This is a genomic window from Trichocoleus desertorum AS-A10 (assembly GCF_039962155.1).
Taxonomy (GTDB): Bacteria; Cyanobacteriota; Cyanobacteriia; order FACHB-46; family FACHB-46; genus Trichocoleus.
In genome coordinates this window covers 294,604-314,052 of sequence record NZ_JAMPKN010000002.1, presented here as the reverse complement: position 1 = coordinate 314,052, position 19,449 = coordinate 294,604, and the positions used below count along the sequence as shown (strand labels likewise).

Annotated in this window: 12 protein-coding genes and 1 riboswitch; of the genes, 4 read left to right on the top strand and 8 right to left on the bottom strand. The window is 51.0% G+C overall.

Annotated elements, in window-relative coordinates; all coding sequences use genetic code 11:
• Nucleotides 1-64: 64 nt before the first annotated feature.
• On the top strand, nt 65-760 hold the full coding sequence (rppA, locus tag NDA01_RS05185) for a two-component system response regulator RppA (RefSeq protein ID WP_348227115.1): 696 nt from the start codon (nt 65-67) through the stop codon (nt 758-760).
• Nucleotides 761-903: 143 nt separating this feature from the next.
• Here the strand turns inward: rppA and NDA01_RS05180 are convergent, their stop codons facing one another.
• Nucleotides 904-1,518 carry a GDSL-type esterase/lipase family protein gene (locus tag NDA01_RS05180; protein ID WP_348227114.1) on the bottom strand — a complete coding sequence of 205 codons (615 nt, stop codon included), beginning with the start codon at nt 1,516-1,518 and terminating at the stop codon, nt 904-906.
• Between the two features lie 160 nt (nt 1,519-1,678).
• Between NDA01_RS05180 and NDA01_RS05175 the strand changes: the two genes are divergently transcribed.
• Both NDA01_RS05175 and NDA01_RS05170 read left to right on the top strand, forming a co-directional pair.
• Nucleotides 1,679-4,501 carry an ATP-binding protein gene (locus tag NDA01_RS05175; protein ID WP_348227113.1) on the top strand — a complete coding sequence of 941 codons (2,823 nt, stop codon included), beginning with the start codon at nt 1,679-1,681 and terminating at the stop codon, nt 4,499-4,501.
• Between the two features lie 74 nt (nt 4,502-4,575).
• Entirely contained in the window at nt 4,576-5,904 is a 1,329-nt protein-coding gene (locus tag NDA01_RS05170) for a hybrid sensor histidine kinase/response regulator (RefSeq protein WP_348227112.1), read from the top strand.
• A gap of 45 nt (nt 5,905-5,949) precedes the next feature.
• Here NDA01_RS05170 and NDA01_RS05165 read toward each other — a convergent pair whose 3' ends face one another.
• Nucleotides 5,950-8,865, bottom strand: a complete 2,916-nt coding sequence (locus tag NDA01_RS05165; protein WP_348227111.1) for a family 10 glycosylhydrolase — start codon at nt 8,863-8,865, stop codon at nt 5,950-5,952.
• A 286-nt stretch (nt 8,866-9,151) separates the two neighbouring features.
• Nucleotides 9,152-11,809, bottom strand: a complete 2,658-nt coding sequence (locus tag NDA01_RS05160) for a DEAD/DEAH box helicase (RefSeq protein ID WP_348227110.1) — start codon at nt 11,807-11,809, stop codon at nt 9,152-9,154.
• Nucleotides 11,810-12,384: 575 nt separating this feature from the next.
• Nucleotides 12,385-12,514, top strand: a riboswitch (cyclic di-AMP (ydaO/yuaA leader).
• 148 nt (nt 12,515-12,662) lie between these two features.
• Between NDA01_RS05160 and NDA01_RS05155 the strand changes: the two genes are divergently transcribed.
• Nucleotides 12,663-13,493, top strand: a complete 831-nt coding sequence (locus tag NDA01_RS05155) for a universal stress protein (protein WP_348227338.1) — start codon at nt 12,663-12,665, stop codon at nt 13,491-13,493.
• Between the two features lie 28 nt (nt 13,494-13,521).
• Here the strand turns inward: NDA01_RS05155 and NDA01_RS05150 are convergent, their stop codons facing one another.
• The 5 genes from NDA01_RS05150 to NDA01_RS05130 form a co-directional block, all read right to left on the bottom strand.
• Nucleotides 13,522-16,032, bottom strand: coding sequence for a tetratricopeptide repeat protein (locus NDA01_RS05150; protein ID WP_348227109.1), 2,511 nt, complete (start codon nt 16,030-16,032; stop codon nt 13,522-13,524).
• Between the two features lie 223 nt (nt 16,033-16,255).
• Entirely contained in the window at nt 16,256-16,435 is a 180-nt protein-coding gene (gene psb34 / locus NDA01_RS05145; protein WP_190431326.1) for a photosystem II assembly protein Psb34, read from the bottom strand.
• 103 nt (nt 16,436-16,538) lie between these two features.
• The gene (gene thiO, locus NDA01_RS05140; RefSeq protein ID WP_348227108.1) at nt 16,539-18,578 is read right to left on the bottom strand and encodes a glycine oxidase ThiO; all 2,040 of its coding nucleotides are present in this window, start codon (nt 18,576-18,578) and stop codon (nt 16,539-16,541) included.
• 36 nt (nt 18,579-18,614) lie between these two features.
• Entirely contained in the window at nt 18,615-18,971 is a 357-nt protein-coding gene (locus NDA01_RS05135) for a hypothetical protein (protein ID WP_348227107.1), read from the bottom strand.
• A gap of 32 nt (nt 18,972-19,003) precedes the next feature.
• Complete coding sequence (locus NDA01_RS05130; protein ID WP_348227106.1) at nt 19,004-19,342, bottom strand: 2Fe-2S iron-sulfur cluster-binding protein; 339 nt, start codon at nt 19,340-19,342, stop codon at nt 19,004-19,006.
• Between the last annotated feature and the right edge of the window lie 107 nt (nt 19,343-19,449).

Here is a 19,449-nt window from a genome sequence, read left to right as displayed (position 1 = left end):
AGCGTGCAGCGGTCAGCAGGATAATAATAGCTGAAAGCTGATCGCGAATTGCTGTTGGTTGCTCATGCGAATTCTATTAGTAGATGATGAAGTAGAACTTACCGATCCGCTGAGCCATGTTTTGCGACGAGAAGGATACGGTGTTGATGTAGCCTATGACGGAGCCGCAGGAGGAAATTTGGCAACGCAGGGGCACTACGATTTGCTGATTCTGGACTGGATGTTGCCACAGCAAACGGGCTTAGAGATTTGCCAGAAGTTGCGATCGCAAGGCGACACCACCCCAGTTTTGTTTCTCACGGCTAAAGACACCCTAGACGATCGCGTTCAAGGCTTAGATGCAGGAGCCGATGACTATCTAATCAAACCCTTTGAACTGCGAGAACTGCTAGCTCGCGTACGGGCTCTACTCCGTCGCCCCGCTACCCTAGAACCCACCACCGCACCCTCCCGTTTACGAGTCGAAGACCTAGAACTCGATCGCGAAAACCAGTTAGCGTACCGCCAAGGTCGCTCGATCGATCTCTCCGAGAAAGAAAGCCAATTGCTGGAATACCTGATGCGGCATCCAGGCCAATTGCTCACCCACCAACAAATCCACGAATATCTCTGGGGTGACACCGACCAAAAACCAGGCAGCAACGTCCTAGCCGCTCAGATTCGCCTCCTCCGACGCAAAATCGAAGCCGAAAACGAAACCTCCCTCATCCACACCGTCTACGGTCGAGGCTACCGCTTCGGCTCAAGCTCAGAAAACTAAATCTAGCTTGAGACAGCCTTGCACTCTAGAGGGGGTTTGGGGGACGCAGCCGTCCCTCAATTAGGGGTTTGGGGGAGAATCCCCTAAGGCTCGGGTTCAGATCTCATGAACGTGTCACAGAGAAGCGTGTCACAAACAAATGTTTAGCCCCGATTAGGAAACCAACCCCGCCAAGCCGACCAATTCTGCACCAACTCCGCCAACTCCGCATAACCCGCCGCTCTCGGATGCGCTCCATCAGAGGCGATCGCCTCTGCAACCCAAACCGGAGACGCTTGCAACGGACCCGCGATTTCCAAAAACGGCACCTCAAGCCCCTGACAAAGCGCACCTAACTGCCCTGACAGATCACTAATTCTTTGATTTTGCTCAGCATCAGCCACAGGGGGTGGCCCCACCATCAACACAGGCAACGATCGCCGTGCTTCAGTCAAAATCTGACGCGCATTTTTGATCGAGTCACTGGGACCAACGCGCGGCTTACCATTTTCGATCGTGGTATCGTTCACCCCAAACGAAAAGACCACTCGGCGATCGCAACTTGCTGGAAGACGGCGCTCTACCTCTTGCTGCCAGCGATCGCGAATATCCGCACTAGTCTCACGCCGAATGCCTAGGTTGTAGTAAGTGACGTTGTAGTTATTATGACTAGCCGCAGCGCAGATTCTACCCGTCCAACCTAGGCATTCTGGGTCGCCAGTGCCATTGACGAAGGAGTCTCCAACAAAACAAATTAGGATATCAGCTTGATCGGACATGATTATGAAAGGAAGTCTAAGCTTTGGGTAAAACGGTCAGGCCACAGGTTTTCTCAAAACTAGAAAGTAACAATAAATACAGGTTTTCTTAATGGTGAGGATGTTTTTTGACAGGGTGGGAACTATAGAAACATATCCTGACTTCAGTGGTCGCTGAGCTATGTTGTCTGATTCTATACCGAGTGCCGTAGTTAAAGCCTCTGGAAAAGTTCCGCTCAGGACAGTTCTAGTAGTTCCATTCATCCTACAGATTTTTGTAGCGGTGGGGCTGACAGGCTACTTATCACTGCGAAACGGACAAAAAGCGGTGAATGAGTTGGCAACCCGATTAGAAACAGAGGTAAGTAATCGCGTCAATCAGCACCTCGATAACTATGCAGCCACCACTCGGTATCTAACTCAAATCGATGGCGAACAAATCGATTTAGGTCTACTGAATCCAGCAGACGCTGACCGCTTGGCGCAATTTTTCTCTAAACAGGTAAAAACCTATAACGTTGGATACATTCTGTACGGTTCTAAAACAGGAGAATTCATCGCCTCCGGGTACTATCGCGAGTCTTCGATTCCGAAGCATGGCAACCCCGATATCAGTCTAGTGTTGCCAAAGCGCTACGGCAGCACAGACCTCTATAACTATGCGACGAATGACCAGGGTCAACCAGTCCAATCCTTTCCAGGCACCAAAGATTACCAATATCAAAAAGAAGGCTGGTATGCCAAAGGCGTTGAAACGGGTAAGCCAGGATGGAGTGAAATTTACCAATGGGAAACTAACTCGTATCCCCTGTCGATCGCAACTAGCCGACCGATTTATGACAAAGCTGGCAAGCTCATGGGCAGCGTTGGGGTAGAACAGCGGTTGTCCCAGATTGGGGATTTTCTGCGGCAAATTCAAGTCAGCCAATCCAGCAAAATTTTCATCTTGGAAACGAATGGTTTCTTGGTCGCAAGTTCCAGCGATCGCCCTGTCTTCTCCGTGGTAAATGGGAAGCCGCAAAGACTGCGAGGTGTAGAAAGCCCGGACACTCTCATCCAAGCCACCTCTAAATATTTAGGCGATCGCTTTGGCGACCTGAAAACAATTCAAAATCAGCATCAGCTAGACTTCCAGCTGAACGGCCAGCGTCAGTTTGTCCAGGTGAACCGCTGGCAGGATGAGTGGGGCTTAGATTGGCTCGTCGTGGTTGCTATGCCCGAATCAGATTTCATGGGCCAGATTAACGCCAATACTATCAACACGATTTGGCTTTGCCTTGGTGCGTTGGGGTTGGCTACGCTCCTGGGGATCTACACCTCTCGCTGGATCACCCGACCGATTTTGCGGCTCAGTCAAGCTTCAGAGGCGATTGCCCAGGGTGAACTTGACCAAAAAATCGAGGTTTCTGGAGTCAAAGAACTTACTGTTCTGGCTCAATCCTTCAATCGCATGGCTCAGCAACTACGAGACTCTTTTACAGCGCTAGAAAACACCAACCAAGCCCTAGAACAGCGAGTGGAAGAGCGCACCGCAGAACTCAAGAATGCCAAAGAAGTCGCCGACAGCGCCAACAAAGCCAAGAGCGAGTTCCTCACCAACATGAGCCACGAGCTACGCACTCCCCTCAATGGCATTCTCGGCTACACCCAAATCCTCCAGCGCACCGAATCCATGACCGATAAAGGGCGTAAAGGCATCAGCATTATTCATCAGTGTGGCTCCCACTTGTTGATGCTAATCAACGACATCCTCGATTTAGCGAAAATTGAAGCTCGAAAAATGGATTTGAGTCATAGCGAATTCCATTTTCCGTCCTTCCTCCAAGGCATTGCCGAAATTTGTCGGATTCGGGCAGAGCAAAAACAAATCGCCTTTGTTTATCAGCCAGATGCAGAGTTGCCAACTGGGATTCGAGCTGATGAAAAGCGACTACGCCAAGTACTGATCAACCTGTTGGGAAATGCCATCAAGTTTACTGATAGCGGCAAGGTGACTTTTCGGGTGGAAGTGCAAGCCATACCAGGAGCCAACAGCCAGGCGGCAAAACCCAAGACCGATGCCTCTCCTTGGCGAATTCGTTTCCTCGTAGAAGACACAGGCGTAGGGATGACGCCAGAGCAAGTGAAGAAAATCTTCCTACCCTTCGAGCAAGTGGGAGATGTCAGAAAGCAATCTGAAGGAACTGGACTAGGCTTGGCAATCAGCCAGAAAATTGTGGGATTGATGAGTAGCAGCCTGGAAGTACAAAGCAACTTTGGCCGAGGCAGCAAATTTTGGTTCGATGCAGATCTGCCCGAAGCTAAAAATTGGGCTGCTGCCGCTAGGACAGCTCAGCAAGGCACGATTGTAGGTTATCAGGGAGCTAGACGCAAAATCTTAGTCATTGACGATCGCTGGGAAAATCGTTCTGTTTTAGCGAGCCTACTAGAACCAATCGGTTTCGAGGTGATTGAAGCAAACAATGGCCAAGAAGGATTAGATACAGCAGTTGCTATACGTCCTGACCTGATCGTCACCGACTTGGTCATGCCAGTCATGGATGGCTTTGAAATGCTGAGACATTTACGGCAGCTCTCTCAATTCAAAAATACGGCTGTGATTGCTTCTTCCGCGAGTGCTTTTGAGACGGATGAATATATGAGCGTGACAGCGGGTGCCAATGAATTTTTACCCAAGCCGATTCAGACTGAAACCTTATTGCAATGGATACAACACTATCTAGAACTGGAATGGATTTATGACCATAAGCTGGATCAGCTAGGTGCAACCGTCGATCCAGCTGAGAGTATAGATTTAACCTGGAAACTCCCAGCCGCAGAAGAATTGCAACACCTACACCAACTGTTAGCGATGGGCGATCTGGACGGCATTGTAGAGACAGCTCAGCGACTAGAACAGGCCGATCCTCAACTGGTTTCCTTTGCCCGCAAAGTAGCGGAGCTAGCTGAAGGCTGTGAACTAAACGCACTTACGACTTTGCTCAAGCAGTCCATGCCAGAGTGATGCCCCAGACTGCTGACCTAAATTCATATTGCCGCTTTAACAGCTTCACTTTTAACAAACACTGCTTATCAGCTATGTATGACCAATCGACCGAATTCATTTTGATTGTGGATGACAACTCCACCAACTTGTCGGTGTTGTCTCAAGCACTCAAACAAGTAGGTCTAAAAGTTCGGGTAGCAATGGATGGAGTCAGCGCCATTAATATTGCTCAGCAACAATTACCCGAACTCATTTTGCTAGATATTCAAATGCCAGGGATAGATGGCTTTGAAACTTGTACTCGCTTGAAAGCTGATCCGTCTACCCAAGCGATTCCCGTGATTTTTATGACGGCTCTGGCGGATAGTGAAAGTAAGGTGAAGGGCCTGTCACTAGGGGCAGTAGACTACATCACCAAACCCTTTGAAGAGCAGGAGGTGATGGCTAGGGTCAATATTCATTTACAACTGCGGCAACTGACGAAAGCTTTAGAAGAGAAAAATGCTCAACTTCAGCACTCAACAGAAGTGCTAGAGGAGCGGGTAACAGAGCGAACTGCTGAACTCTCTAATGCTTTACAAGATTTGCAACGCTCCCAAGTGCAACTGGTGCAGAGCGAAAAAATGTCTGCCTTGGGGCAACTAGTCGCGGGCATTGCTCACGAACTGAACAATCCCATTGGCTGTATTGTCAGCAACTTGGCACCAGCGTTTGAGTATGTCACTGAGATCACGAAGGTTATTGAGTTTTATCAGCAGGCTTGTCCTGAAGCGGCTTTGCAGTTGAAGCAAACCTTAGGCGATATTGACGTTGAGTTTGCATTAGAGGATTTGCCGAAGCTGCTCCATTCTATGAAATTGAGTACAGAGAGAATTAAAGACATCTCAATTTCTTTGAGAACTTTTTCTCGCTCGGATGCCACCGCGAAAATGCGAGCTGATTTACATGATGGCTTAGAGAGCACCTTAACGATTTTGCGCCACCGCTTGAAGGCTGGGAGTGTGCGAGTAGCGGGTAAGGAGCAGCACCGTCCTGCCATTGAGGTGGTTAAGCACTATGGGGAGTTACCTCTGGTGGAATGTTATCTAGGGCTACTCAACCAAGTGTTTATGAACATTCTGGCCAATGCAATTGATGCTTTGGAGGAAGCGCTGCCTGCTACACCTCAGATCTTGATTCAAACCGTTCTGGTTGATCAGCAGATTGTTGTTTATATCTCTGACAACGGAGCGGGGATGCCGCCAGAGTTGCAGCCAAAAGCTTTTCAGACATTCTTCACGACCAAAGCCGTGGGTAAGGGTACAGGCTTAGGATTGTCGATCGCTCGACAAATTGTCGAGGAAAAACACGCAGGCCATTTGAGTTTCACCTCTGAACCTGGTCAAGGAACGAAGTTTGCGATCGCCTTGCCCCTCAGTTGAAACCAAGCTTTTGCTTCTCAGCCGACTCAAGGAGTAGTAATGGGTTTACCTATTAGCAGACCGGTTGGGCGTTGAGTTAAGCGTCACGCGATCGCCGTAGTTCAATAGGGTGTCGATGGTGTCCAGGCGATGCTCCCAAGCGTCTACTTGGTAACGATGCTCTAGGGCGTATAAGTTCATCCAACTGCTAAACTGAGCCCGGAAGTTAGTTAATTCTCGTTTGGCAGTTTTTAAGCGATCGCGTCCGGGACGTTCGGCTAGAGCTTGGAGCGCTTGGTCCAAAGCTTTTGATTGATTTTGCCAACGACTTAAAGCAGGTTCCCTCATCCAAAGTTGCTTTTGCCCTTGAAGAAAATTCCACTCGCGTTGCAGAGCTGTGTAACGCACCGCCGCCGCCGCAAAAGGTTGACGATAAGGGACAGGCTCTTTGGGAGTTCGTTGAATGGGTCCTTGAGTTTTTTGAAAGATGGTTTGCAAGCGATCGTTGAAGTTCTCAGCCGCAAATAGAGCATAACCTCCAGAGGGCAAGTCTCGTAGCGCCTGAATCTGATCGATCGCCACCGCTTCGGGCAGGTTCAACAGCCGGATTCCTGGCATGATCAAGGTTGAATTGAGCTTGCTGGAAGTTAGGTAAGGCTGGACTAGGCGTTGGAACCGATTGGTATCCATTGCGTAAGCCATTGGCACGACCAAATCAATATCTCCCCGCTCTGCCCAATTTTCCCAATGCTGTTGCAGCTTCTGGATGCGTTCGTGCTGCGGTAGGGGAAACACCGCGACTGACATGACCAAATTAGGTTTTGCTCGACGTAATTGCTGTGAGGTTTCGGCTACAAAGCTGTCGATTTGCTGGGTGCGGAAGTTAGTCCAGCGCTGCCATAGGTTGCGATCGCCAGGAGAGATTTTGAGGGGGTCAACGCCGGCAAATTGCTGAAATTGCTGACGAGCGGCTTTGCCATAACCGTAAGTGCGACCAGCCGCTGGATCTTGGAAAGGATAGCGAATGTAGTCTAACTGAATGCCATCAACTTGATAGCGGCTAGCAATCTCGCTGAGGAGTTGCTGCAAATAACGCCGTACTTCAGGATTAGCTGGATCAAGAAACGGTTTTTCCTGGCCCGCTGGGATGATGCGACCCCGGTTGTCGTAGTTGGCCCAGTCTGGATGGGCTGAAATGACTGGCCCTGGGTAATCTTTGGGAAGATTTAGCAGCAAGTTGTGGCGCTCGTTGCCAGCAGCAAAGGCCCAAACCCAGGCGTGTAGTTCCATGCCTCTAGCATGAGCCAGCTTAACGGCAGCAGCTAGGGGGTCCCAGCCACGGGTGAGCGGGTTCTGTTGTGGTGCAACTTGGCTGGGATAAATGGTATAGCCTGCATTAACGGTTTCAAAGAAAACTGTGTTAATGCCCGATGCTGCCAAGCGATCGAATAAAGCTGCGAGTCCTTGCTCAGAACCCGCTCGGACAATGGTGCCTCGGTCCAGCCATATAGCGCGAATTTCCGGTTGAGCCCGTAACCGTTCAGTCGGGTAGTTATCCCAAAGAAAGCGTCGAGTTTGGATCCACTGGCTACGAGCTTTGCGGTAATCTCCTTGTGCTACTAATTGAGAAAATTTTTGCAGCCCTTGGCGAGCCGTGGCTACAACTTGAACCGGGTCAGAGGAAGCAGCCGTGGCTGAAGTTTTAGTAGGTGTAGCGGCGACAAACTCCTTGCTGCTGGCAACTAAACTGGATGCAGTTGTGTTATTGGGTGTAGAGATTGAGCTAGCTGTCTGAGCAGAGCTGTTAGCGGCATTGGCAGTGAGGAGAGCGCTTGCCACTCTGCCGATCAAATTCTCTAGCTCTTGGCGCATTGCGATCGCTTCGAGCGTGGCGATGGGGAGTGCCCCTGGCTCAACTTCTATGCCTGGAGGCGCTACCTGCTCGGCGGGGTCGTTGCCAGACTGGACAGGTGCCTGACGCAACGCTGTGGAACCCGTTGGTGGTGTAGAGGTGAGAGGAAGGCTGAGGGTGCTGGTACCTACCGTGGGTTTTGGGGCTGTGCTGTTAGTTGGAGTTGCGGGCGGTGGCACTGCTGCGATAGGAACTGTAACGACTGGCACTTCACCATAGCGGCTCAAAGCGGCCCGGAGCCAAGTACCATCAAACTCAGCAGAGCCTGAAGAGCGCCGACCCCAATTCCAACCAAAGAAGGTGGATCGCTCCGTGGTCACGATCGCCGGTGGGTTGTCACTGGGCGCTCCAGTGGCAGTGACAGCAGGATTAACTCCTGTAGCACTTTTCCAAGTCGCAATCGTTTGGCTGCTCAGGCTAGAAGGCATAATCACACCTCCCCAGAGGCCACTGGCCGCTTGACCTTTGCGCGCCCAAGACTGGGGTTGCCTCGTGATGGTTTGCAAACCCGTGGGTTCTGAGAGCGGATAGGCCCAGTAAGCACCCAAGAGCGATCGCAAAGCTTGCCGGACTCCTAAAGGCGACAACCGACCAACTGGGCCACTAACGACCACCCGCCCACCTCGGCTCATCCACTCTTCTAAGGCGATCGCTTGCACTTCTGTAACTGTTTCCACATTGGGCAGAAATAGCACGCTGATGCCGTTGAGGTCAGCGGCTCGCTGTACCTGTTGGAAATCAATCACGCGATAACCAACTTTAGCGGCTTGCAGCCGAGTGGTAATACTTTCCCAGTCAGCCGCATTATCCGAGCTGCGTGCCACTCCTAGGGATACCCGCTCGGCAACTGCTGGGGAGAGCAACACGAGACATTGCAGCAACAAGCCTAAACAAACACTAGTCGCTAGCCGACTCTTGCTCATCAGATTCAAAAGTAAACGAGTTGAACGAGTTGAGCGCCTTTGATGCATCACTAGATCGGCAACATCCAAAATAACTGACTGAGAGCGAAGCGATCGCTGGAACCAAGGCCACAGCTTCTGTTGCAGATTGCTACGAAAACCATGCATGCGAAAAAATCAGCTCCTAAAGCGGATATCGCAGTCACAAGCGACTTCCCGCAGCTATTACTAGGGAGAAACTGGAGCCTTCTAGGAGCAAGATTTTAAGACTTATTTCAATTTGAAGGGTTCCCTAAGTAGGCCCAAAAGCTCAACGATCTCTGCACCCCTACCCGATTAAATTCTGTGTAGAGCTTTACCCCGTTGTTCATCCTACCCTTGCTAGTTCCTGAGTGCAAACCGTGACATCGTTCAAGTAGACCTTGACATCCAACACTCAGGGTTGCAGTATCTCCTACTCAACGGCCTCATTGACCGGGAAGCGATCGATCAACTGAATAGCTCGGTAGGCATTCTGACGCAGCGAATTTGGCAGATGTGGGACATGGGGAATTTGCGAAAGGAAATCTAAGGTCCGCCGCAAAATCCGTACTACGTCTCCTTCGTCCAAACTGGTGTTTTCTCCCAGTTCCGCCCATTCCACTCCCAGAGCCCACTGCTCGACTAAAGCAATCAGCTCGTCTTCTAGCCAAACGGGTAAAGCCACTTGATGCCGTCGTTGCACCTGGAATAACTGCCGTCGTAGACCCCGTAAGCCACCCAGCGCTTCTTCAACTGCCGAGGAAGCTTGGTAGCGAGTCCAACTGTCAGGACGCGAGACCTCTGTGACCAAAGCAGCACAAGCGGCGGCCAAATGGTGCGGATCCAAATCATCGAGTTCTCCCGACATGAGGGAGATGCCCAGCCATAACTCGTTATCTCCACGAATGGCTGCTGCTGCTTGGCCCAGAACAGTCGGAGTTAAGCCATCCAAGCCGCCAAACGTCTGCAAAATCTCAATCAAGTGGACAAATTCTTCCCAATGCTGGTGGGATAGCTGCTCTAACTTGGCTTGGCGTTGAGCAATATCTTCTTGCAAATTCTGGACTCGGCGCTGCCGCTTTAACAGCGTGGCAGAATTGCCCCATTGATGTAGGGGATGCGCCTCTAGTTGGGTTTGCACCGCTTGCAGCCGTTCGAGTTGGGCTTGGACTTCTGGGGCAGTTTCGAGGAGCGAAGGCACAGGAGGAATTTGCCGGGCGATCGCTGCTGTTTCTTCACTGCCTTTGCGGCATTGTCCTGGTTTCAGCGGCATCTCAGCCGGGGGGGTGAGGTTGTCTACTGCCTTAATGCGAGGAATCTCGGCTCGCAAACTGACGACATCTCCCACCGCTACGACATACCAGCGATTATCTTGACCCAAGCAAACGAGATAAGGGAATTGGCCAGAACCTGGAGTTTTCATCACCAGAGCCGCTGGGATTGGCTCGGCGGTAGGGACGTTCTCTCCCTTCAGCCCTAGTACGGTGCCCGCGATCGCAAATGAGAGCGCTACAGCAATGTCACCCGACTGCATCTCTTGGGCTTGGTGCTGCAAAATTTTCAGGAGGCGGCGTTCTTCTTTCAGGCGCTCTTGTAGCTTTTCGTAACTCGAAAATAGTTGTGGATCAACCAGTTCGAGCTGGGCTTGAAGTTGCTCAAGCTCTTTAGTCAGATCAGCGATCGCCTGTTGTTGGGGCCGCAAAGACAGCGTGGCGAGATATTGCCCAAAACTGCGCTCGACCAGCTCTTGCGCTTCTTCTAAGGTGTGAGTTTGTAGCAAGTTGAGGACCATGCCATAGCTGGGAGTGAATTGGCTAATCAACGGATCAGCTCCGACTGTGGCTAAGTATGCAGCTTCTTTGGCTCCCTCAAAAGGAGTTTGCACCGTGACGACATGCCCTAACTCATCCATTCCCCGCCGGCCAGCTCGACCCGACATCTGGAGAAATTCTGAGGGATTGAGGAGGCGATGTCCCAAATCGGTGCGCTTGGAGAGGCTAGAAACCACTGTGGTGCGGGCAGGCATGTTAATGCCAGCGGCCAACGTTTCGGTGGCAAAGACCACTTTGATCAACCCTTGCTGAAAGAGTTCTTCGACTAAGCCCTTCCAGGCAGGCAAAATTCCAGCGTGGTGGGCGGCAATGCCCCGGTAGAGCGGCTCAATCTGCCCAGCTCGCCCAGCATCAGGGTGTCGCATCAAAAACTCATCAATCAGGTGTTTCAGCTTTGCCGCTTCCGCCTCATTGACCAAGGATAAATGCTCGACTTGGGTAATGGCGCGATCGCAATTACGACGGCTAAAGATGAAATAGATAGCTGGAAGCATGTCCCGCTGCTGCAACTGGCTGACCACATAAGCCAGCCCAGGCTCGTCTTCCCGCTTGCGTTGGCCTCGGCCTCCTTTAGGTTTGAGGCGGGCGTTGATCTTTTTTTGATCTTGGCTGAGGAGAGGAAATAAGCCTTTGGGGTTACAGAAGTGAAAGCGCAAAGGAACAGGGCGGAAATCTGAATAGATCAGCTCTGTAGGGCCGTGAACTCGACCGATCCAATCCGTGAGCTGATCGCTGTTGGCAACAGTGGCTGACAGCGCGACTAGCTGCACATCCGGTGGGCAGTAAATAATCGATTCTTCCCAGACGGTGCCCCGTTGGCGATCGTTCATGTAGTGGCATTCGTCTAAAACCACCGCTTCTACACCGACCATTGAGGTGCCAACTTCACCGATCGGGGTGCCGTAAAGCATGTTGCGGAAGATTTCGGTCGTCATGACCAAAATGGGTGCTTCCCGGTTGATCGATACATCTCCTGTCAGCAGCCCAACTTGCTCAGGGCCAAAGCGATCGCGAAAATCTCGTAACTTTTGATTGGATAATGCTTTGAGCGGAGTGGTGTAGAACACTCGTCGCCCCTGAGCCAGAGCGCGATAGATGGCATACTCGCCAATTAACGTTTTGCCTGACCCCGTTGGCGCACAGACTACGACCGATCGCCCCGCATTCAGAGCCGCGATCGCTTGATACTGAAACGCATCTAATTCAAAGGGAAACAGCTCTCGTAAATTTAGTTCTGGCAGAGTAGAGGAAACGTTCACGCACTAAGTTCCAATCAGGTTGCGATCTATACTCAAGAGGCAAAATTTCGCGAGAAATTGGCCTACAATTCATCTTTTTAATTGTAAACCGCAGCTACTAAAGCTGTTTGCTACGATCAACCTCGTCACCTTACGAGGAGGTCGAGCCAACTCAGTTGTCGCATTCAAGAATCTTAATAATTGATTGTGATTAAAGCTTGACTATTCTTCAGCTTAATCTAGGGCAAATCAGACCGCGATCGCCACTTCATACATACATTTCTGGCGAATAGCAACCAAGGATACAGCGGCAAATATCTGATTGATCGTAAACTTGACTACTGCTTTTAGGTAGATGACCATGCGGTTTAACGTGAGCTATATTGTCTCAAGGATGAAGGGTTCAATCAACCTCGGATAAGGAATTCCTCATACAACCGTGTTGGTGAAGGATTTCTTAACGTTATTTAAATCACATCTGAGCACAATTTTTGCTCTGAAATAGAACCGTCTTTTGATGGCATTTCTTACATCAAAAAGGCGTTCATTAAAACATTCAGTGGGTAGCCTAATCCGGATTAATAGGCATCAAGGTGAAAACTTGAATGCTGTTTCGTCTGGAACGGAGGAACCGATTTTTGGGGCTAATCTCAAAGATTAATTTGAGAGAGACACCTTCCAGTCTTAGCCCGTCAGCTAACTCCGTCGGCAGTGGGAGGAGTACCTAGGACGCAGGCTTTTGATAGCAACGGTCATTGCGGTCTCCTAGCAGATATCAGATTCCCCTAAGAGATTTCTCTCAGAGTTGATGATGTCTGTTTCCTGGCCCACCTCTCGAAACAAGTAGTCTGGAGAGGTTTTTATCGTGAATATTATGCCAATGTTGGTGCGGCTACAGGGCGCACTGGGTTCAACTGACTTAATCGAGCAAATTCTGCTGTTGCCTCAGCGGCCTAAGGGCGATCGCTCTTCCGGTAAATTGCATTTGCCAGGCCAGACTCGGCGGGCTACTAAACGGCACCTCCAGGCTAACCGTCCAGAAGCAGCGTCTGGAGCTGATGCCGAAATTAATTTGGTGGTGGGCTACAACAGCTCCCCGAAGAGCCAGACCGCTTTAGATTTGACCCTGTGGATTGCTCACCAAACTCGTTTAGCGACTCGTCGCCAAGTGACCGTGCAGGTGGTGTATGTCATCAATCCCACTGACTGTCTAGATAGCATTCCCACTACAACCGATTTTCGCCCAGTCAGAACTGGCAAGAAATCTTCTCAGCACCAGGCGCAGCTATCTAAGGCACTGGTGGCACCTGATACTTATAGTGCGGCCTCTAGCGCAACCTCTAGTGCCACTTCGGAGCGGGAAGGCGCGATCGCAACTCTAGCTGAACCAACCCTAGAAGATGCTGGGCTACCATTCGGCAATTACCCCCTGTGCCAAGTCGATCAGTTTGAGCAGGCAGACCGAATTTTGTGGCAAGCTCGCTGTCTCGCTAACGAGTGGCGTGGTTCCCTGAAAACGCACCTACGATTTGGGCAAGTCGCTCAGGAGTTGCGGAGTGTCGCTAAAGCAGAATCGGCAGTGCTGTTGTGGTTGGGTTGTGACTCTCCCAAGAACTCCATTGTCCGAACCTTGAGCGCTAATAGCCCTTGTCCCGTCTTGGGCGTACCCTCTTCTCTCCATCCCGATCGCTACTTTGATGCCTAAGTCCCGCTTGGGCCGAGAGCGGTTGTGCTTAGAGCCGTGGCAAAATTTCAGGTAATAAATGACCCGGCAATAGAGATAGCGCTAAGTTCTGGCCTTGCAGACCACACTCGCTGTAAAAAGCCCGTACCGTTTGCAGGACATAGCCTAGCGCTGTTTGGTGAAAATCAGGTTGGTGCTGCCATCCTTGTAACGCTTGCAGATGGTGACGCAGAGACGCTTCTAAATGAGCAGACTTAGCAGGTACCGGAATAGCGCCCGCTTGATCGGTCACCACTTGGTAATGGGCTAAACCTAGATTGTTGTGAGTTGCGAACACGTCAAAGGTCAGTTTAGTGCCAGCACCATTAGGCGTTTGGTTTATTTGTTCAACGATGGCTAAAGCTGCTTCGTAGGCTACGATCGCGGATCGTAAAGCTTGCTGTTGGGCTTCTGGTTGCTCTTTGGAGCGGCTAGCTAGGTGCCAATAAGCGGTGCCCAAATTGTTTTGAGTCGCTGCATAGGCAGCAGGGTTAACCTCTACGGTGCGGTAAATCAAGGCGATGCGATAGCAACTAATCGCCAAATTGAGAAATTCTTCCGGCTGCTCATGCTGGGCTAAATTCCAATAAGCCGTGCCCAAATTGTTTTGGATCATGGCGTAATGCAACGGCTCCTGCTCTGGGTTGTAGAAAGTGAGTGACTCGGTGTAAGCAACGATGGCTTGCTTCAGATGTAGGGCAGGTTGATGGTGTTGTGCCAAGTGCCAGTAAGCGGTACCCAGGTTATTTTGGGTGGAAGCATACTTTAAAGGTTCTACGTCTGGTTTGCGATGTCGCAACGCTTCCTCATAAGCTGTGATCGAGCATTGTAGGTTCTCAATGGGCTCCCGGTAGCGAGCTAAATCTCCATAGGCTGCTCCCAGATTGTTCTGGATCATGGCGTAGGATTGTGGTTGCTGCTCAGAACTTACATGAGTCAGCGCCAGGTGATAGGCCGCGATGCCTTGCTCTAAATAAGGCAACCGTTGTTCCGGGTTGGGCGGAAACCGGGACAACATCCAGTAGAGATTGCCTAAGTCATTGAGAATATCTGGAACTAAAGCCGAAGACTCTTCTAGGTGAATTAAGGCTTGCTCATAAGCTTGAATGGCAATCGCTAACTGTTGAGGAGAGTTGTGTCCTTGCTCAATGCGATCGCGATAAAAATTACCAAGAGTGCGATAGGTGACAGCTAACCCTGTAGTTTCTGCTTGTTGTTGATGTAACTGCTCTAGATGCCGCAACATCCGCAAAGGCGGAAAGTCCTCCAGAGCAGCCACTAAAGGGGCAGGCAAGGTAGCACTAAGACGAGAGAGAGACGGAACCGGAGCATTGGCTCGTAGCGCTGTTGCCCCTCCAATCTCTTGAATTGCCGCTGTCAGAACTAAATTGACAAGTTCCGGCGCAATTGATGGAAGAGGAGCTTCTGTAGGTGTATTGTCTAACTCTGATGAGTTCGCTGCTGGGGCGGTAATCGATGGGGATTGAGGCTCTGTAGCAACCGTACGCAGCGGCTGCGGTTCTGAGGCGGGTGATTCTGAGTGAAATCCAGAGCGGGCAGGCAGGCTGTTGGCTGTAACCTGGTTGGTTGGCGCGGCAGCAGTCGGAACGTGAACGCTCCAAGAGTTGGGTGGAGGAGAAGCTGGATTGGCAGTTAGGCGATCGCCTGTACTTTCTGTTGTGTTTGCTGGAGCTACTGTGGTTTCTAGGTCATCCACCAAGTCTCCAAAGGCCAACTCATCAGCCAATAAATCCCGTAAACTAATGGGCACATCTACAGGTTTCTGATTGGCAGGTGAAACTGGAGGATGGGCAACGTCAGAAGTAGAGGCGATCGCTGGCTGGGGACGCTTCGGGGTTGGCTGATGGGTGAAAGCTACTTGGTCTGAATGACGGCGCTTGGGTTGCTCAGAAACGACTGAAAGCGGTGTGGGTTCTCCGACAAACTCAAACACGCCAGTGCGCCAACCCCAAAACTCAGGGGCAGACTGTTGAATGGCTCGAAACCAGGGATGAGGCACCCACAGCAACAAGCTTGCTTCTAACGTGGGTAAACTGCGATCGCACCCTTGTAGATAGCTGAGAAACAACCGCTGTACCGCAGCCGATTGTCGCGTCAGTCGCTCAGTCCCCAAGATTTGGAAGCTAGGGGTCGGTGGCTCTGTTCCTGATCCTTTGGGTAAAGGATGACGAGCTAACCACTGAGTCACCTGAGCGATCGGATTAGGATCGTTGAGATTGAGGTTGAGCGTAACCAGTTGGGGATAATCTGAAGCAAGCCCAGCCTCTTCAGGGTGACGCATGTTTGCCGAGGCAGCGGGATAGGCGAGTTCCGCATGGAGCCGAGCCGCCAAGCGATTTCGTAGGGCTAGATCATCGCAGACCGCCACAAAAATTTGACGGCGTAAGTGTAAGCTCAGCGCTCGTTTTAAACGCTGATAACTTTGCCGATTCAAATGTGAACTGGTTTGATTCGGCCCAGTCATGCGGAGCAATGGGGAGTGGCGATCAGCTAGTTGCACCAACAATACCCTTAATCGTGGCGAGGAAATCTGGAGGTATAACACTCTTCAAATTCCTCAAGCTCGATTCAGGACTAAAGCTTGATTTTGACGAAGGTTTCATGTGAAAGTGATCGCGCTGATCAGCTCACTGCAGCGGAAACCTATAGCAAAAAGCCAGGTTGCTCGAAATAAGCAGTACCTGGCCTATTTTTATATTTTGAAAGTTTAAAGCTGATTTTTTCTAGCCTAGGTTGGATACGGAGAAGGCGACAAAGACGAGCCCACCGACTAAAACCATTCCTAAAGCTCCCAAGATAAGGGAGTTTCTTTGTTGGGATTTAGTGGGTGGTTCTGCTTGATACATCTTCGGCTCAACAGCGAAGTTATTTAAGCGTCCACCTTCCTCGGTCGTATAACGCATGAACAAAACCCTCAGTTTTTGTATTAACTAACTGTAACAAAAATTATGAAGATACTCTCGCTCCTAAGTTAGAAACTAAAAAATGCTCAAATTTACTTTAGATTTACTGAGTAATGGTGCCCGTGAGGGGTGAGCTAGCGCTGGCGTGGCTTTTCACCGGAATACGACCTGCTAGGTAAGCTAGACGACCTGCTTCTGCTGCTAAGCCCATCGCTCTAGCCATTGCTACAGGATTCTGAGCTTCGGCGATCGCAGTATTAATTAGTAAAGCCGAAGCCCCCATTTCCATTGCTTGGGCGGCTTCACTGGGTGCCCCTAAACCTGCATCTACGACGACAGGCACTTGGGCATTCTCAATAATGATCTGAATATTGGCAGCATTTTTGATGCCTTGCCCGGAGCCAATCGGCGAACCCAAAGGCATCACCGTCGCACATCCTACTTCTTCTAATCGCTTGGCTAGGAGTGGGTCAGCATTGATGTAGGGCAACACGGCAAACCCTTCTTTTACCAATTGCTCAGCGGCTTCTAGCGTACCAATAGGGTCAGGCAGTAAGTATTTTCCATCTGGAATCACTTCCAACTTGACGAAATTGTTGTCTTCTTGACCCAACAGCTTCGCCATTTCTCGGCCTAGACGGGCAACTCGGATCGCTTCTTCTGCGGTTTTGCAGCCTGCGGTGTTGGGCAACATCCAGATTTTGCTCCAGTCCAGTGCTTCAGCTAAACCTTCATGGCCTGGGGCTTTGGTTTGTACTCGTCGCACCGCCACCGTCACAATTTCACAACCACTCGCCACGACACTCTGCTGCATGTCGGCAATGCTGCGATATTTGCCAGTCCCCGTCATCAAGCGGGAGCGAAAGGATCGCCCAGCAATCACTAAGGGGCTATCTAGCGTCGTGATATCGGCTTGAGCTAAGGCAGGAACAGCGTGAGTCAACACAGAATTAGACCTTGGGAGAACGTGGGTGGAAGAACTAAGGGCAGCAGGAGTTGAGGAAGCTGCCAACGAAGCAGGGGGAGTTGAGGGTTTCGTTTGATGAAAGCGCTGCCAACTAAAATGCTCCAACAGTGGATCGGGTTGTTGGGCGATCGCATCGGCAATCAGTTGAGCTGTAATTGGTGCCAGTAAAATGCCGTTGCGGTAGTGCCCGGTAGCGAGTAGCAGGTTAGCGCAAGCACTCGCCCCTAGAATCGGCAATTCATCTGGAGTTGCAGGCCGAAAGCCCCACCACAACTCTTGTAAAGCAAAATCTTGTAGGGCTGGATACAGCCGGATCGCTCGTGCCAGTAACTCTTGAACGCCTGCGGGGGTGTTGTTGGGGGTAAAACCAACTTCCTCACTGGTAGCTCCAATAATGATGCGACCGTCTTGGCGCGGCACAATATATAGGTTGGAGCCAAACAGCACGCGTCGCAAGGGTGAATCTGCGGCTGAGTCGGGTGACTTGACCGCTAACATTTGGCCTTTACGGGGCTGCACTGGAATTGGCAACAGTTCATTCGACCAAGCCCCTGTGGCTAAGACATAATGCTTGGCTTGCCAATCTCCCACCGAAGTTTGGACGCTGACGACTTGGCGTTGCTGCTGCTGAATTGCTTGGACGCTGACGCCATCCTGAATATTCACGCCGAGAGTTTGGGCAGCAATCCATAGCGTTTGGGTGAGGGCGCGGTTATCCACTTGAGCATCCTCTGGAAACCACCAACCACCCACCACATCTGAGCCTAGCCCCACCTGATATTGGTGAATCACAGCTTGATCTAGCCATTGCGCTTCGGTTCCGGAGGCTTGAGCGATCGCGGCTGCCTCTCTTAAATCTGTCCGTTCAGCGTCTGCTACGTAGACTGGAGCCAAAATGCCACAGGGCCAATAACCCGTTGAAGCTCCGGTTAATTCCTCCAGCTTACGAATCCAGTTGGGATACAGTTGGCGCGATCGCAGGCACAACTCCAGCATTGGTCCTGGCGGGATGCCTTCGGCTTGAGGCGCTAACATCCCGGCGGCGGCATGAGCGGCGGCTTGCTTAAAATCACGGCTGAGAATTGTTACCGTAGCTCCTCGCAATTTCAGCTCAATCGCGATCGCAAGGCCGACGATACCGCCGCCAATGATGAGAACGTCACTGGTTGTATTCATGCAAGCTGAAATTGAGTCACAATTACTAAGTCGTGATTACCAAAGCGCTGGAACTGGCTTACTACCTGCGCCCGCAGCGCTAGGAGCAGTTGTCGTGCTGCCGCCACCAGCACTTGATCCGGCGGTGCCTGTAGCGGAAGTGCCACTGGGTTGGGTGGTTGTGGTGCCAGCGGTACCAGTTTGGCTAGCAGGAGCAGAAGTGACAGGCTGATTGGTCGAGCGTTGAGTGGTTTGGCCCACACTCCGCACCTGAGTAGCAGGAGAAGCACTGGGGCTAGGACTTGCTGACCCGCCAATCTGTTGAGTCGAGTCACGAGCGCGCAAGGCAATGAATGCTCCCAGCAAGATAGCGAAAACTATCAGTCCAATCACAGCTTTTAGTAAGTCATTCATTGGTGTTTTTCTTCCCCAAACCTCTCTTCAGTCTATCCCTCTGGAGTCCAGAGCGGTTGAGTGCCTTGGCCCCAAAATCCATCAAACTTAGTGACTCGCACATCCCCTAGCACTTTGGTTTGACAAGCCAGTCGGCGATTTTGGTTAGTGTCACGGGGTGGCAAAGACCGCCGAGTGCGATCGCGCCAGTTAGCTTCTGAGACTTCCCCCTCGACCTCAACGGCACAAGTACCACAGCTCCCTAAACCATGACAGTTGATGAAGCTGGCGTTGCCATTATGCAAAGCAACGCTATTTTGAAGCAAAACCTGACGGAGATTGGCTCCGCGATCGCAGATAAAAGTTTTTCCTTGAGCTGTAACCTGCGGCATGATTTTAAGCTGTGCGAACCAACGGATTGTCTTACAGCTTTAAAGTTTAAATTTCTTTACGCTTTTTGAAACGCTTTTATTCCATCCTTCCTCTGCTTTGGCTGCTT

Excerpts from the sequence above, each read along its gene's own strand:
- rppA (WP_348227115.1), top strand. The coding sequence starts at position 65 with ATGCGAATTCTATTAGTAGATGATGAAGTAGAACTTACCGATCCGCTG.
- NDA01_RS05180 (WP_348227114.1), bottom strand. The coding sequence starts at position 1,518 with ATGTCCGATCAAGCTGATATCCTAATTTGTTTTGTTGGAGACTCCTTC.
- NDA01_RS05175 (WP_348227113.1), top strand. The coding sequence starts at position 1,679 with ATGTTGTCTGATTCTATACCGAGTGCCGTAGTTAAAGCCTCTGGAAAA.
- NDA01_RS05170 (WP_348227112.1), top strand. The coding sequence starts at position 4,576 with ATGTATGACCAATCGACCGAATTCATTTTGATTGTGGATGACAACTCC.
- NDA01_RS05165 (WP_348227111.1), bottom strand. The coding sequence starts at position 8,865 with ATGCATGGTTTTCGTAGCAATCTGCAACAGAAGCTGTGGCCTTGGTTC.
- NDA01_RS05155 (WP_348227338.1), top strand. The coding sequence starts at position 12,663 with ATGCCAATGTTGGTGCGGCTACAGGGCGCACTGGGTTCAACTGACTTA.
- psb34 (WP_190431326.1), bottom strand. The coding sequence starts at position 16,435 with ATGCGTTATACGACCGAGGAAGGTGGACGCTTAAATAACTTCGCTGTT.
- thiO (WP_348227108.1), bottom strand. The coding sequence starts at position 18,578 with ATGAATACAACCAGTGACGTTCTCATCATTGGCGGCGGTATCGTCGGC.
- NDA01_RS05135 (WP_348227107.1), bottom strand. The coding sequence starts at position 18,971 with ATGAATGACTTACTAAAAGCTGTGATTGGACTGATAGTTTTCGCTATC.
- NDA01_RS05130 (WP_348227106.1), bottom strand. The coding sequence starts at position 19,342 with ATGCCGCAGGTTACAGCTCAAGGAAAAACTTTTATCTGCGATCGCGGA.